The organism is Psychrobacillus sp. FSL K6-2836 (assembly GCF_038003085.1).
GTDB lineage: Bacteria > Bacillota > Bacilli > Bacillales_A > Planococcaceae > Psychrobacillus.
Window position 1 is genome coordinate 4,018,926 of sequence record NZ_JBBOOM010000001.1, and the last position, 13,658, is coordinate 4,032,583.

General features: G+C 35.9%; 14 protein-coding genes. 10 read left to right on the plus strand and 4 right to left on the minus strand.

The window, feature by feature from the left end; genetic code table 11:
• The first annotated feature begins 23 nt into the window (after positions 1 to 23).
• The 4 genes from MKY37_RS19495 (at position 24) to MKY37_RS19510 (ending at position 2,556) form a co-directional block, all read left to right on the plus strand.
• Positions 24 to 227: a helix-turn-helix transcriptional regulator gene (locus MKY37_RS19495; RefSeq protein WP_340779994.1), complete on the plus strand. Its 204-nt coding sequence runs from the start codon at positions 24 to 26 to the stop codon at positions 225 to 227.
• A complete protein-coding gene (locus tag MKY37_RS19500) occupies positions 227 to 613 on the plus strand; it encodes a hypothetical protein (protein WP_340779473.1) in 387 nt (128 codons plus the stop codon). Before MKY37_RS19495 ends, MKY37_RS19500 begins: the two co-directional genes overlap by 1 nt.
• A gap of 442 nt (positions 614 to 1,055) precedes the next feature.
• On the plus strand, positions 1,056 to 1,616 hold the full coding sequence (locus MKY37_RS19505) for a sigma-70 family RNA polymerase sigma factor (RefSeq protein WP_340779475.1): 561 nt from the start codon (positions 1,056 to 1,058) through the stop codon (positions 1,614 to 1,616).
• Entirely contained in the window at positions 1,579 to 2,556 is a 978-nt protein-coding gene (locus MKY37_RS19510; RefSeq protein WP_340779476.1) for a DUF4179 domain-containing protein, read from the plus strand. The genes MKY37_RS19505 and MKY37_RS19510 overlap by 38 nt, the downstream gene beginning before the upstream one ends.
• Before the next feature lie 248 nt (positions 2,557 to 2,804).
• On the opposite strand, the gene MKY37_RS19515 is transcribed toward MKY37_RS19510, so the two are convergent.
• The 4 genes from MKY37_RS19515 to MKY37_RS19530 all read right to left on the minus strand — a co-directional run bounded on the left by MKY37_RS19515 (position 2,805) and on the right by MKY37_RS19530 (position 5,483).
• On the minus strand, positions 2,805 to 3,383 hold the full coding sequence (locus MKY37_RS19515; protein ID WP_340779478.1) for a hypothetical protein: 579 nt from the start codon (positions 3,381 to 3,383) through the stop codon (positions 2,805 to 2,807).
• A gap of 12 nt (positions 3,384 to 3,395) precedes the next feature.
• Positions 3,396 to 4,520, minus strand: a complete 1,125-nt coding sequence (gene ispG, locus MKY37_RS19520; protein ID WP_340779479.1) for a flavodoxin-dependent (E)-4-hydroxy-3-methylbut-2-enyl-diphosphate synthase — start codon at positions 4,518 to 4,520, stop codon at positions 3,396 to 3,398.
• A 92-nt stretch (positions 4,521 to 4,612) separates the two neighbouring features.
• On the minus strand, positions 4,613 to 4,933 hold the full coding sequence (locus MKY37_RS19525; RefSeq protein ID WP_340779480.1) for a hypothetical protein: 321 nt from the start codon (positions 4,931 to 4,933) through the stop codon (positions 4,613 to 4,615).
• A 49-nt stretch (positions 4,934 to 4,982) separates the two neighbouring features.
• Positions 4,983 to 5,483, minus strand: coding sequence for a DUF1189 family protein (locus tag MKY37_RS19530; protein WP_340779481.1), 501 nt, complete (start codon positions 5,481 to 5,483; stop codon positions 4,983 to 4,985).
• A 172-nt stretch (positions 5,484 to 5,655) separates the two neighbouring features.
• On the opposite strand from MKY37_RS19530, the gene MKY37_RS19535 reads away from it, so the two are divergent.
• The 6 genes from MKY37_RS19535 to pstC all read left to right on the plus strand — a co-directional run bounded on the left by MKY37_RS19535 (position 5,656) and on the right by pstC (position 13,657).
• Positions 5,656 to 7,287, plus strand: coding sequence for a Na/Pi cotransporter family protein (locus tag MKY37_RS19535; RefSeq protein WP_340779482.1), 1,632 nt, complete (start codon positions 5,656 to 5,658; stop codon positions 7,285 to 7,287).
• Complete coding sequence (locus MKY37_RS19540; protein ID WP_340779995.1) at positions 7,287 to 7,766, plus strand: DUF456 domain-containing protein; 480 nt, start codon at positions 7,287 to 7,289, stop codon at positions 7,764 to 7,766. The genes MKY37_RS19535 and MKY37_RS19540 overlap by 1 nt, the downstream gene beginning before the upstream one ends.
• A 272-nt stretch (positions 7,767 to 8,038) precedes the next feature.
• Positions 8,039 to 8,647 carry a superoxide dismutase gene (locus tag MKY37_RS19545; protein WP_340779483.1) on the plus strand — a complete coding sequence of 203 codons (609 nt, stop codon included), beginning with the start codon at positions 8,039 to 8,041 and terminating at the stop codon, positions 8,645 to 8,647.
• 126 nt (positions 8,648 to 8,773) lie between these two features.
• Entirely contained in the window at positions 8,774 to 10,975 is a 2,202-nt protein-coding gene (locus MKY37_RS19550) for a peptidoglycan D,D-transpeptidase FtsI family protein (protein WP_340779484.1), read from the plus strand.
• 666 nt (positions 10,976 to 11,641) lie between these two features.
• Positions 11,642 to 12,622, plus strand: coding sequence for a PstS family phosphate ABC transporter substrate-binding protein (locus tag MKY37_RS19555; RefSeq protein ID WP_340779485.1), 981 nt, complete (start codon positions 11,642 to 11,644; stop codon positions 12,620 to 12,622).
• Between the two features lie 66 nt (positions 12,623 to 12,688).
• A complete protein-coding gene (gene pstC, locus MKY37_RS19560; protein ID WP_445323057.1) occupies positions 12,689 to 13,657 on the plus strand; it encodes a phosphate ABC transporter permease subunit PstC in 969 nt (322 codons plus the stop codon).
• Position 13,658 lies beyond the last annotated feature (1 nt).

The following is a 13,658-nucleotide window of genomic DNA, read 5'->3' on the forward strand; positions in this document are numbered from 1 at the left end:
TTGACATATTAGAGGTGTTTAAAATGGATAATATTATTAAACGAGCACGTAAGGAAAAAAAATTGTCCCAGTATGAACTAGCAAAGCTATGTGGTGTTTCTAGACAAACGATAAATGCAATAGAAAATAACAAATATGATCCTAGTTTAGTTTTAGCATTTCAACTGGCACAAAATTTAAGTTTGACAGTCGATGAATTATTTACTTTTAACGGGGGGAATAAATAATGAGTAAAAAAGAGGTTGTAAGTCTAATTCTAATGCTGATTGTTACTTTATATTTTGGTGCTACTTTAGTGAGCTATGTAAAGATGGAGAATGCTAAGTTTGGGGTTACAGAAATTTTACTAATTATCGCTATAGTTGTTGGATGGGCTCAATTCTTTACTTGGCATGCACGTAAAGATGTTAAGAAGGATGAATTGGGTAAAAAGATTATTCGGGACAGCGCTTATTTAAGTCATCAGGTTGTATTCGGTTCTTTACTAGTTTTGTGGATAATTGATTTCTTTTTTATCAATAAAGGGCAGAATTTTACTTTATTTATTGCTTTGGTTGTTTCTTATATTACTTATCCTATCGTACAATTTGTACACGTAAGGAAATATCTATAAATTTGTATTAACATGGAAAAAATACTAATAAACCGAAAGTCAATTTAACTACTTACTACAAATTATGTCTAGATGAGTTAAACTCATAAAAGCATATTAAATAGTGTAATTAGCATAATATTGATTTCTGAGCCGGGCGGATGCGTTCCGCTTAGCAAGGATTCAATCCCCTCGTCCCTACGTCCGCACAGTGCTTTCAGTTCGTTCTATTCCCGCGTCGCCCCCTTCTTCTCTAATCAACGAAATCGACTTCAAAAGAATGGTATTCCCCAATTGCTTTATTTTCTATCTGAAATAAATAATAATCCTTGTTATTTCAATATGATTCTAAATAACTTCCAATTATATGATTGAATCTAGAAGTTTCTTGGATTAAGAAATTAAGTTGAAACGAAATGTGCCGTTCGTTTATCTAACAGATAGTAAAGAAGGAGGGACGATAGTGGAGGAGAAGTTGAAGTTAATAGTCAAAGCTAAAAAAGGGGATGCAATTGCTTTTCAACAATTGATCCATTTAGAGAAAGAAAAACTATATAAAATGGCTTATGTTTATATGCGGAATGAGGAAGAGGCTTTGGAGGTTTTCCAGGAAACCGTTTACCTCGCTTTTAAATCAATCACAAAGCTGAAAAATGATCGGTATTTTTCGACATGGATTATTAGGATTCTTATTAATACATCAATTTCAACCCTGCGAAAGAAGAAGCGAGTCGTATTGATAAACGAAGAGATGTGGGACAATATGCCAGGAAAAGAAATGGTGGAAACTGACGTCCAAATAGATTTAATGAATGCTTTGAACGAGATGGATGAAAAATATAAGACCGTGTTGTTACTAAGATATTATCAGGACTATACAGTCCAACAGATTGCAGTAATCTTAGATTGCCCAGAAGGCACTGTTAAGACTAATATCAGAAGGGGAATTGCTGTACTCAAGGATAAAATGAAGGGGGTATACAAGGATGACAGACAAAATTCCATCATTCAAGGAAGAGTTTGATTTGATACATCTTCCAATAGAGAAGTTAGATGAAATCATTTCTAAAATCGGTACAGAGAAGAAGTTAAAGAGAAAAAAAACTATTTGGAGTAAAGCAGTTCTTGGTGTTGGAGCAGCAGTAATTGCTTGCGGAATTCTAATCGGATCTGCATCCGTTTCACCGGCAATGGCTCAGGTCGTCTCCTCTATACCAGTAATTGGTCAAATATATAAGAACTTAGGCGATATCGGATTGAAAAATGTTTCGGAAGCAGGGGTGAGTGATTTTTCCGGGGAATCAAAAACAATCAACGGGATTACGATAACACTTGGGGAAATCTATTATGATGATGCACGGGTAACAGCCAGCTTTTCGGTCGATTCTGAAAAACCAATAACATCTGATTATTTTAACATTGACCATAATTATAAAGGTGGAATGCCCTTATCGAATTATGGACTTACAACAGATGAAACTTCACCGACAAATTGGACAGGCATTCTAAAAATTAATTATTATACTTTTAACCCTGATACACTTGAACTGGGTATGACTTTTGAAGGTAAGCAAGGAGAGTTATTTGAGTTTACAAAGGAAGTAGTTAAAGCACAATATGAAAATAAGATTGATATTGCAAAATTTCAACAAATAGACAACTTGAATTACGAGATACATGATATTAAGTGGGGCACTCCCGGCATTCTCATTTCGTATGATGCCCAGTATAAGGAAGAAAATTATGGGAGAGAGGTTAGCCTTGAATTTGAGGTGGTCGACTCTTCTAACAAACGGTTAAAGGGGATTAGTTGGAAGTACGGTAAGCAATTATTTGAACCGGTCGAAAATGAGGTGACTGAATTGACAATCACACCTTATGCTAAATTCGATATTCAAAGGGGAGATGGTCATATAGAATGGAAGGAACATAAATTAGAGCCCTTTAAAATAACAATTCGATAAGTATGCCGGACAACTATCAATAGCTCTACCGAGAGCTCAAAAGCAAGAAGCAAAGGGCGCCCCCCATAGCGAAGCAAGGAGGCTGAGGCAAAGCCTGTGGAAAGTTGAGGTGCACCCAGGAAAGCGTCCGCCGAAACGGTGAACAACGGCAACGAAGTAGACATAAAAATAAAGCAGTTCAAATTTTACTCATCGTAAAATTGAACTGCTTTTAATTTTGAGGTGGGGTTTATCCCAGCCTCTATAACTTATTTTATGGACATGGAAAATTCTTTTTCAATCCATTTGTTTGCTTCAATCCAGTTATTTACTCGGATTACGCGAGATGGAACTGGCAACTGATTATATGGAGTATTAAATAATAGCACTGGAATATCAAGTTCCTCACTAATTTCAACCGCGTTGTCATGTTTGTCCTCGAAAAATGCGTGAACACCATGTCTACGAGCAGTTTCAATTTTGTTATGTGTACCTATTAACTCAATATGATCATATAACAATTCTTGTCTTTTGAACCAATCTAATGTAATATCCATCACATTATCTCCACGAGCTGAGATGAAATATAACTCGTATTTTTCCTTCCAAGCAGATAATACCGCATGTGCATCTGGTTGAATAGGGGATGTCGCATAAATTTTAGGTTCTGCTTTCTTGAACCATTCATAAAAATCCTTTTCACTAACTGGAAACGCCTTTGTTAAATCGTATTCTTTTATATCCTCTAGCTGTAAATTACATTTAAATGCTTCGTTAATATGAGGAAGCAAAGAAGTAGGGGATGTTACTGTCCCGTCTATATCGATACCAAATCGTATATTCGTCAATTACACCATTCCTTACGCTTGTTGTTTTTCTTGTTCTTGCTGTTCTTCTAGTTCTTTATTTGCAAAATATTCTGCAGCAAGTTTATCTATTTCCACTTTAAGTTCCTCTACCATTGTTTCTTCAGGTACTTTACGAACTGTTTTACCTTTCATGAATAACAGACCTTCTCCGCGTGCACCTGCGATTCCAATATCAGCTTCACGAGCTTCACCAGGACCATTCACTGCACAGCCAAGAACTGCAACTTTAAGTGGTGCTTTAATGTTTGAGATGTATTCTTCTACTTCATTTGCGATTTTTATTAAGTCGATTTCAATACGCCCACAAGTAGGACAAGAAATTAGTGTAGCTGCATTAGAAGATAATCCGAAAACTTTTAATAACTCGCGAGCAACTTTAATTTCTTCCACTGGGTCTGCGCTTAAGGACACACGCATCGTGTTACCGATTCCCATACTTAACAGTGTTCCTAATCCAGCTGCACTTTTGATCGAACCAGAGAACAGTGTACCTGACTCCGTAATTCCTAGGTGAAGTGGATAGTCAAATGCTTCTGATGCTTTACGGTAAGCTTCAACAGCAAGTGTTACATCCGATGCTTTCATAGAAACGATGATGTCATGAAAGTCTAAATCTTCTAGAATTTTAATATGATGCAATGCACTTTCTACCATTCCATCTGCAGTTGGGTAGCCGTATTTTTCTAAAATTTTTCTTTCTAGGGAACCAGCGTTTACCCCAATTCGAATGGGAATACCTTTTGCTTTAGCTGCATTGACAACGGCTTCCACTTTTTCTTTACGACCAATATTACCTGGATTAATACGTATTTTATCAGCACCTTGCTCGATTGCAATTAGTGCTAACTTATAGTCAAAGTGGATATCCACTACTAGAGGGATGTTAATACGTTTTTTTATTTCTCCGATTGAATAAGCTGCACGCTCATCAGGACAAGCGACACGTACGATTTGACAGCCGGCTTCCTCTAATCGTAGTATTTCAGCAACAGTTGCTTCTACATCATGTGTTTTTGTTGTTGTCATACTTTGTATAAATAGCTCATTACTGCCACCTATTGTTAAGTTTCCAACTCGTACTGGACGAGTATTGGAACGATGAATTATTCCACTCATGAAATTCTCTCCTTCTTGAGGCATATGCCATCATTATCCTCATTTTATCAGTCTTTTGAATGAATTGACAAGAAAGAACGCTCTTCTTTACATTATTTACATTCTGCAGACAGTGTATAAACAGGTAACAATACATTTTCTCCTACCTTGAATGACTGATTAATAAAATGTGGGTTAAGATTATAAAAGTCAGTTAACCTCTCTGTATAGGTGATAGATTCATTCGAAGGATACAGGGAGAATAAGGAATGTAGTGTATCTCCCGCAACAATTTCTACTGTTATATAATCTAATGTTTTTTCACACTCGACCGGCGGGGAAGAGTATGCAAGTGGGATGGTGCCTTCGATTAAATCTACTTTTATGATATAAAAAGAAATTAGTAATACAATAGTTGCTACGAATATTTTCATATAAAGACCCCCTTAATCTAATCTATGCAGGATAAAGGGGTACTATGTATTATCTTTTAACTGGATAGTATTTAGTTGTCAAAACGATAATTACTAAACTCAGTGTATAGATTACAAGTTGAATGTAGTTATTTGAAAACTGCAATATTCCAAAGATGATTGATAGCAACATTGGAATCGTACTTGCAAATAGAGCCGTTCTCCATATATGTCGAAATTCACCTTTTCTTTTTCTTATATGGAGGATGATACTTCCTATGTATGCAAATATGCTTATACGAACAAAAATAAATAAAGTATTCAATACAAATAAGAACAAAAAGGAGAATGGATACAAAAGCCATTGAATCTGAGAAAAGTACTCCAGTAAACCTTCCATCGATTCTTGCTGGTTTGAAATTCCATTGATAAAATAAATAAAGGAGATAATGGACATAATAAAAATATAACTAAATATATATTGCATCACCTTGCCAATGGGAATAAGGCGAAATGCAGCCATTTTTTTAGGACTATGTAAGCTAGACTTGAATAGTTGAAATAAACTCAAATGATGTCACCCTTTCATCTTTATTCTATCATCAAAGCAACAGAAAACAAAAAGTAGCTTTTGCTTTGTTAAGAAATTGTAAAGAATGTTTGAATCTATTTACAATACCTTCATAATTATTGAATAATAGGTGAGTATGTGAAAATTGTCGAAAACGGGAGTTGAGTATAAAGTGGAATTAAATTGGCAAGAAATGCTCTTTCAATTTTTTGGTGGACTGGGTATTTTCTTATTCGCCATTAAATTTATGGGTGATGGTCTACAAAAAGCTGCAGGGGATAGACTTCGTGATATTTTAGATAAATACACGACCAATCCTTTTATGGGTGTTTTAGTTGGTATTATTGTTACTGTTCTTATTCAGTCAAGCTCAGGTACAACGGTAATAACAGTTGGGTTAGTAAGTGCAGGATTTATGAAACTTAGACAAGCTATTGGCGTAATTATGGGAGCCAATATCGGTACAACTATAACAGCTTTTATCATCGGCTTCGATGTTGGTGGATATGCTTTACCTATCATGGCTGTTGGGGCATTTCTTTTGTTCTTCTTTAAGAAAAACAAAATCCAAAATATAGGAGAAGTTATTTTTGGTTTCGGTGGATTATTCCTTGGACTCGAACTAATGAGTGGAGGGATGAAGCCACTTAGAGAAATGACTGCTTTCACTGATTTTACTCTTAGCATGAGTGACAGTCCTATTCTTGGAGTATTTGCAGGAACAATTTTTACATTAATCGTTCAAAGTTCAAGTGCAACTGTCGCAATTCTACAAGGACTTTATGCGGAAAACCTTCTTTCGTTACAAGGTTCTCTGCCAGTTCTATTCGGAGATAATATTGGTACAACCATTACAGCAATACTCGCTTCTTTAGGAGCTTCAGTTGCAGCTAAACGAGCAGCAGCTACACATGTACTATTTAACGTAGTCGGTAGTATTATATTTTTAATACTATTGGCACCTTTTACATTGTATATCGAGTGGATTTCTGGTGTCTTAGATTTGGAAAATAAGATGCAAATTGCCTTTGCACATGGATCATTTAATGTCGCTAATACAATTATTCAATTCCCGCTTATAGGGGCATGGGCTTATCTGGTTACAAAACTTATACCGGGAGAAGATGTCTCGATTGAATATAAACCAAAACATTTAGATGTTCATTTTATTGAACAATCACCCTCCATTGCAATTGGACAAGCAAAAGAAGAAATATTGCGTATGGGTGCTCTGAGTGTTCAAGGACTAGAAACAACTTATTCTTTTTTAAAAACGAATAACAAAAAAGAAGCAGACTTAGGTTATCAAATAGAAGATGCTTTAAATAATTTGGATAAAAAAATTACAGATTACCTAGTACAGATCTCTTCTCAGTCTTTATCGGTGCAAGACTCCGCTAGACATAATATCCTAATGGATACGGTGCGAGATGTAGAAAGAATTGGGGATCATTTTGAAAATATTATTGAATTAATCGAGTATCGAGAAGTGAATCGTTTAGTTCTTACAGAAGATGCTATAAAAGATGTTTCGGAAATGTTTGAGCTTACAATAACAACAGTTTCAAAAGCATTAGAAGCATTAGATACGAACAATGTCGTATTAGCGCAAAACGTGTCTGAACAAGAAAATGTAATTGATAAAATGGAACGTCAGTTTAGGAAAAATCATATACTTCGCGTGAATGAAGGGCTATGCTCGGGACAAGCTGGAATAATGTTCGTAGATATCTTAAGTAACTTAGAACGTATTGGTGATCACGCATCAAATATAGCTGAAGCAGTTTTAGGTAAAAGAATATGATAGAAACTATCGGTTGGATATTAATCGTCTTATGTTTCATCGTTGCCTTTGTAGGAACGTTTTATCCAATCATCCCATCTGTAGTGTTTATGCTTTTGGGATATGTGGTTTATGGATTGTTTTTTTCCTTTACAGAACTAACATGGCTGTTTTGGGTAATTCAAATTCTATTCGTTATTCTATTGTTTGGTGCGGATATGGCGGCTAATGCATTTGGTGTGAAAAAATTCGGCGGCACTAAAGCAGGGGTATGGGGAAGTACTATTGGACTGCTTTTTGGTCCATTTGTTATTCCAGTAGCCGGTATTTTAATAGGTCCTTTTATAGGTGCCGTAATTGCGGAATTAATCATTACACGACATGGTTTAAAACAAGCGATTAAGTCAGGTGTAGGATCTTTAATTGGATTTTTAACATCATCTGTAGTAAAAGTGATTGTTTTAGTTATTATGCTCATTGTGTTTGTTTTCTTCGTATAAAGTGAAAATTCAAACATTGGGGCGTATCTCCAGCTACACTGATTGTTAGTTGAACCATTCGGGCATTTACGGGAAGTTAATCTTAATCATATCCTTTAATACTTGGACAAAATGTTAAAGTGGGATTCTGTACTGCCCGTTAATGCGGGGTAAATTCAGTCAAAAGTATGATAATAATTATTTTAGTCGATTTTAATTGAACGATTCTTCATAGTTTGATACGCTAATACATGGAAAGAATTTTCTAAAATATTCTTTAGGAGGAAACAATAATGGCATATGAATTACCAGAATTACCTTACGCATATGATGCACTAGAACCACATATCGACAAAGAAACGATGAATATTCATCACACTAAGCATCACAATACTTACGTGACAAACGTAAATAATGCACTTGCTGATCATGAAGAATTACAAGGGAAAACAGTGGAAGAGTTAATCGCTAATTTAGATGCTGTTCCAGAGGCAATCCGTACTGCAGTTCGTAACAATGGTGGCGGACATGCTAACCACTCATTATTTTGGCAAATTCTTTCGCCAAATGGTGGTGGAAACCCAACTGGTGAATTAGCTTCAGCAATCGATGCTAAATTCGGCAGCTTTGATGCATTCAAAGAAGAATTTGCTAAAGCAGCTACAACACGCTTTGGTTCAGGTTGGGCGTGGTTATCAGTAGCTAACGGAGAATTAGAAGTTTCTTCTACAGCAAACCAAGATTCACCAATCATGGAAGGTAAAACTCCATTATTAGGTTTAGATGTTTGGGAGCATGCTTACTACCTAAACTATCAAAACCGTCGTCCAGACTACATCGGATCATTCTGGAATGTAGTAAACTGGGATGAAGTATCTAAACGTTTTGCTGCTGCAAAATAAGAATTTTGCATTTGCAATCTAATTTGTATAATAAATGAAACTTAGCACACACTTTTTCGTCTAAAAGTGTGTGCTTTTTATGTTACACTGTACATAAGGAAATTATTTAATAAAGAAGGTGATCTCATGCGAAAAATCCCAAACAAACGCGCACAAAGTATGAAGGCTAAACAACGAGCAAATATTACTTTTCGTATGAACATACTGTTTTTCTCGATATTTATACTTTTTACAATGCTAATACTAAGATTAGGCTATTTACAAATCGTTAAAGGAGAAGAATATACACGTGAATTAGCCCGAGGTGAAGAAGTCCCGGTCAATACTAGTGTACCTCGTGGTCGAATTTTCGATAGTGAAGGACGGATAATGGTTGATAATCTTCCGCTACGAGCTATAACGTATACAAAAATGCAAACAACGAAATCCAAAGAGATGTATGAAATAGCAGAAACATTAAGTATTTTAATAGAAAAGAAACCAGACGGAATTACCAAGAGTGATCTACAGGATTTCTGGTTAAAGAAATATCCAGAGGAAGCACTTGAATTAGTAACAGATAAAGAGCGTAAAGCAATAGAAGCAGATGAAGAAATAGAAAAAAAGGATAAAAACAGAGCAATCGACCGCTTGACTAGAAGCAGAATAACAGAGGAACAATTAAATTCCTTTACTGCTGAAGAATTAGAAGTCATTGCGATATATAGAGAAATGGCTTCTGGATATGCATTATCTCCTCAAATTATTAAAGGAGATGACGTGAAAGAAGAAGTTACAGTAGAAGAATTTGCAAGGGTCTCAGAAAGACTAGGTGAATTAGAAGGAGTAAATACTACAACAGATTGGAGAAGAGTAAAAACTTCTTCACTAGCTATATTGGGATCAACTACTTTACCCAAAGTAGGTATTCCAAAAGAACGATTAGATTATTTTCTATCTCGAGACTACTCTCGAAATGATCGTGTAGGTACAAGTTATATTGAACAACAGTATGAGGAAGTACTCCAAGGTCAAAAAAGTGTTGTCAAAAATATTACAGATGGAAAAGGAAGAGTCATCGATATTCAAACAGTTTATGAAGGAGAACCAGGAAAAGATTTAGTGTTAACAATGGATAGTGAAATTCAATTAGCACAAGAAGAGATTCTAGCAGAAGAACTGCTTAAATATAGTAAAAGCTATGGCGGAAAATATTTAGAACACGCTTATTTTATTATGATGGATCCATATTCGGGTGAAGTACTTTCATTAGTAGGTAAACGGGTTGGAAAAAATGAAGATACAGGGGCAAAAGAAATACAAGACTACGCATTTGGTGCATTTACGAATGCATATGAAGTTGGATCCACTGTGAAACCAGCTACAATACTTACTGGTTATCGCGAGGGAGTCTTACAAATCGGAACCTCCCTTGTGGATGAACCAATCCGTATAAAGGATTCGAAGCCTAAAAGCTCTGTATTTAACCGATCCGGAAGTATACGGATGACTGATTTACAAGCACTAGAGCGTTCTTCCAACGTGTATATGTTTAAAACAGCTTATGGTATTGCAGGCAGTACTTATCGAGCAAATCAGTCTATTAACTTTGGGACAGATGCCTTTCTTAAAATGAGAAGTGGTTATGCTCAACTTGGACTCGGCACTTTAACAGGAATTGATCTGCCGGGGGAAGTAAACGGGAGCACGGGTGGATTTGAAGATGGTAAGCTACTTGACCTAAGTATTGGACAGTTTGATACGTACACTACATTGCAACTTGCTCAGTTCGCTAGTACTCTTGCAAATGGGGGCAGTAGAATTCAACCTCATGTAGTTAAGGAAATTAGGGAGCCTTCTGGGGATGGTATCCAACTAGGGAAAGTTGTAAAAGAAATGACTCCTACTATATTAAACACTGTAGATAATTCACGTGAAGAAATCGAACGTGTTCGTCAAGGGATGAAACTTGTGTATTTTGGTAGTAAAGGAACGGCTAGAAGCGCATTTGGAAACGCTCCATTCACTGGGGGAGGAAAAACTGGTACTGCTCAAGCTAGCCACTTCGATGCAGATTTATGGCAAACATTTAATACTGTTAACTTAACGCATATCGGATTTATACCTTATGATAATCCGGAAATAGCGTACGCGCTTGTTATTCCAGATGCTTCGTTGGAATCAACATACAAAACTAATTTTTCTACTCCAATAGCAAAAAGACTTGTCGATAAATATTTTGAGATTAAGCAAAAAAATAATGCAACATCTGTAAGTGATTCTACTTCATCCTCACTTATTAAACCGGCATTCACAAATGCTAAAATAGATGAAGAAGAAACAGAATAATTACGTTCGTAATAGAGTACAAAAGGGAAGTGAGTCGATCACTTCTCTTTTTCTTTTGTTGAAAAGCTAACTCAGCCAAGAAATCCCTGTATACTTGCAGGGGTTTTTAAATGCAGTGGTATTCTACTTCAATCAAAAAAGTGAGCAAATAAATTTATCGAATTCGCTATAACGAAAAGATGATTAATAATAGCATTAATACAGGTTCTAGTTAGTATAAAGTATGGATTATCATGCTTTGGAAAGTGTTTTCCCCCTCAGCTGCAATCACAAGCATATGCTGCTGAGCACATCCTTGTAGAATCCCCCCCTCATCGGTAGGTATATTTATACTGAAAGCCATTTATTTGCTGCGCCATGTCGTTTACTTGCCCTTAAGTGCAATTCACTTAGTAAATGGTGAAATTATCCACCAATTTCATACGAAGCATACAGAAGCGCACATTCTTGAGGATAGGATTTCTATTATATGGATACTTTGAGCTTCTTGATTAGATACTTTTTTCTATATAAATAGTTTTAACTGCATAAACTTCACTAATATTTCCGACTTTGCTCCGATTCTATTTACAAAAGCTTTACACTCCATTCATACCGACTAAACATAAACCCTTTAAAGTAAAGCTTGTAAGACAAAGAAAACAAACATATAGGGGGATTTACCTGATGAAAAGCTGGAAGTATTTTATGATGACAACAATGGTTGGTTCGGCACTTGCACTAGGAGCTTGTGGAGATGATTCAACTACAGACGAAGTTGAAAACGAAACTGGTACAGAAGAAGCTGCAACAGGTGATACTCAAGATGAAGAGGCAGTTCTAGAAGGACAAGTTTCTGGTGATGGTTCAAGTACAGTAGCACCAATTATGGAAGCACTTGTTGAAGAATATGCAGGAGTACAAGATAAAGTTCAAGTAACTGTTGGTGTATCAGGAACTGGTGGAGGTTTTGAAAAATTCATCGCTGGTACAACAGATTTCTCAAATGCATCTCGTCCTATCAAAGATGAAGAGAAAGCAGAATTAGAAGCAGCAGGAATTGATTTTACAGAATTTAAACTTGCTAACGATGGTTTAACAGTAGTAGTAAGCAAAGACAATGATTGGGTTGAAGATGTAACAGTTGAAGATTTAAAGAAAATGTGGATTGAAGATGGAACGACAAAAAAATGGTCTGACATCAATCCAGATTGGCCAGCAGAAGAAATTATTTTCTACTCTCCTGGTACAGATTCTGGAACATATGACTATTTTGATGAAGTAATTCTTGATGAAGCGGATCTTGTAAAATCTGCAACACTTTCTGAAGACGATAACGTATTAGTACAAGGTGTTCAAGCTGACAAAAACGCAATCGGATTCTTTGGTTATGCTTACTATTTAGCAAACCAAGATACGTTAAAAGCAGTAAAAATTGAAGGTGTCGAGCCTAATAACGAAACAATTGAATCTGGTGAATATACACCACTTTCACGTCCACTATTCACTTATGTAAGTAACAAAGCACTTGCAGAAAATCCTGCATTATATGACTTCATGCAATATTCTCTAGAAAATGCTGGAGATATGGCTGAAGCAGTAGGATATGTACGTCTAGAAGATGCTGAGTATGATAAGGGTCTATCTACTCTAGAAGGTTTAAAATAAGTTGTAGTAAATAGGTAAACGGAAAATGTAAGGAATGAGTAGCTCCTGCTACTCATTTCTTGCGTTATGGTAAAAGGGGGATTCACCGTGGGTCAAAAGCATAGTACCCAAAAGCTTTCGGTACAAGAGCTTATCCAGAAATCGAGTAGCAAAAAGCAGAAGAAATTAATAGAAAAGATGATTCCAATTATCCTTTTATTAATTGCTTCAGTCTCTGTCCTAACGACATTTGGAATTGTTGGAACATTGATTGTTGAAACGGTCATATTTTTTAAAGAAGTGAAAATTACCGACTTTTTATTCGGTACAGAATGGTATCCTTTTGCAAACACAGAACAATTATTTGGTATATTACCATTAATAGCTGGGACGTTAAAGGTTACTGCGATTGCTATTATAGTTGCAGTTCCGTTTGGGATTGCTTCAGCAATTTTCTTAAGCGAGTATGCATCTGATAAAACAAGAAGAATTATAAAACCTATTTTAGAAGTGTTAGCAGGAGTTCCTACTATAGTATACGGCTTCTTTGCTTTAACATTTGTTACACCTTTACTTCAACAATTTATACCAGATTTAAAAATCTTTAATGCACTAAGCCCTGGGATTGTGGTAGGAGTTATGATTTTACCCATGATTGCATCATTATCAGAAGATGCGATGTCCTCCGTTCCTAATTCGATACGCGAAGGTGCTTTAGCTATGGGTTCTACTAAGTTAGAAGTAGCATTGAAGGTAGTTTTACCAGCAGCGCTTTCTGGAATTACGGCTTCGATAGTATTAGCAGTTTCTCGTGCAATTGGTGAAACAATGATTGTTTCTCTAGCAGGTGGATCTACGCCAAAGTTCGATTTTAATGTGACAGAATCCATTCAAACAATGACTGCGTATATCGTTCAAGTTTCTTCAGGTGATGCAGGTTATGGAACAACTATTTATTACTCGATTTATGCGGTTGGATTTACGTTATTCCTCTTTACTCTGTTAATGAACTATCTTGCTCACGTTATTTCCAAAAAGTATCGGGAGGAATATTGAT

What these genes read in the sequence shown, in the direction of transcription:
- MKY37_RS19495 (WP_340779994.1), top strand. Translation starts at nt 24, where the DNA reads ATGGATAATATTATTAAACGAGCACGTAAGGAAAAAAAATTGTCCCAG.
- MKY37_RS19500 (WP_340779473.1), top strand. Translation starts at nt 227, where the DNA reads ATGAGTAAAAAAGAGGTTGTAAGTCTAATTCTAATGCTGATTGTTACT.
- MKY37_RS19510 (WP_340779476.1), top strand. Translation starts at nt 1,579, where the DNA reads ATGACAGACAAAATTCCATCATTCAAGGAAGAGTTTGATTTGATACAT.
- ispG (WP_340779479.1), bottom strand. Translation starts at nt 4,520, where the DNA reads ATGAGTGGAATAATTCATCGTTCCAATACTCGTCCAGTACGAGTTGGA.
- MKY37_RS19525 (WP_340779480.1), bottom strand. Translation starts at nt 4,933, where the DNA reads ATGAAAATATTCGTAGCAACTATTGTATTACTAATTTCTTTTTATATC.
- MKY37_RS19545 (WP_340779483.1), top strand. Translation starts at nt 8,039, where the DNA reads ATGGCATATGAATTACCAGAATTACCTTACGCATATGATGCACTAGAA.
- MKY37_RS19550 (WP_340779484.1), top strand. Translation starts at nt 8,774, where the DNA reads ATGCGAAAAATCCCAAACAAACGCGCACAAAGTATGAAGGCTAAACAA.
- MKY37_RS19555 (WP_340779485.1), top strand. Translation starts at nt 11,642, where the DNA reads ATGAAAAGCTGGAAGTATTTTATGATGACAACAATGGTTGGTTCGGCA.
- pstC (WP_445323057.1), top strand. Translation starts at nt 12,689, where the DNA reads ATGGTAAAAGGGGGATTCACCGTGGGTCAAAAGCATAGTACCCAAAAG.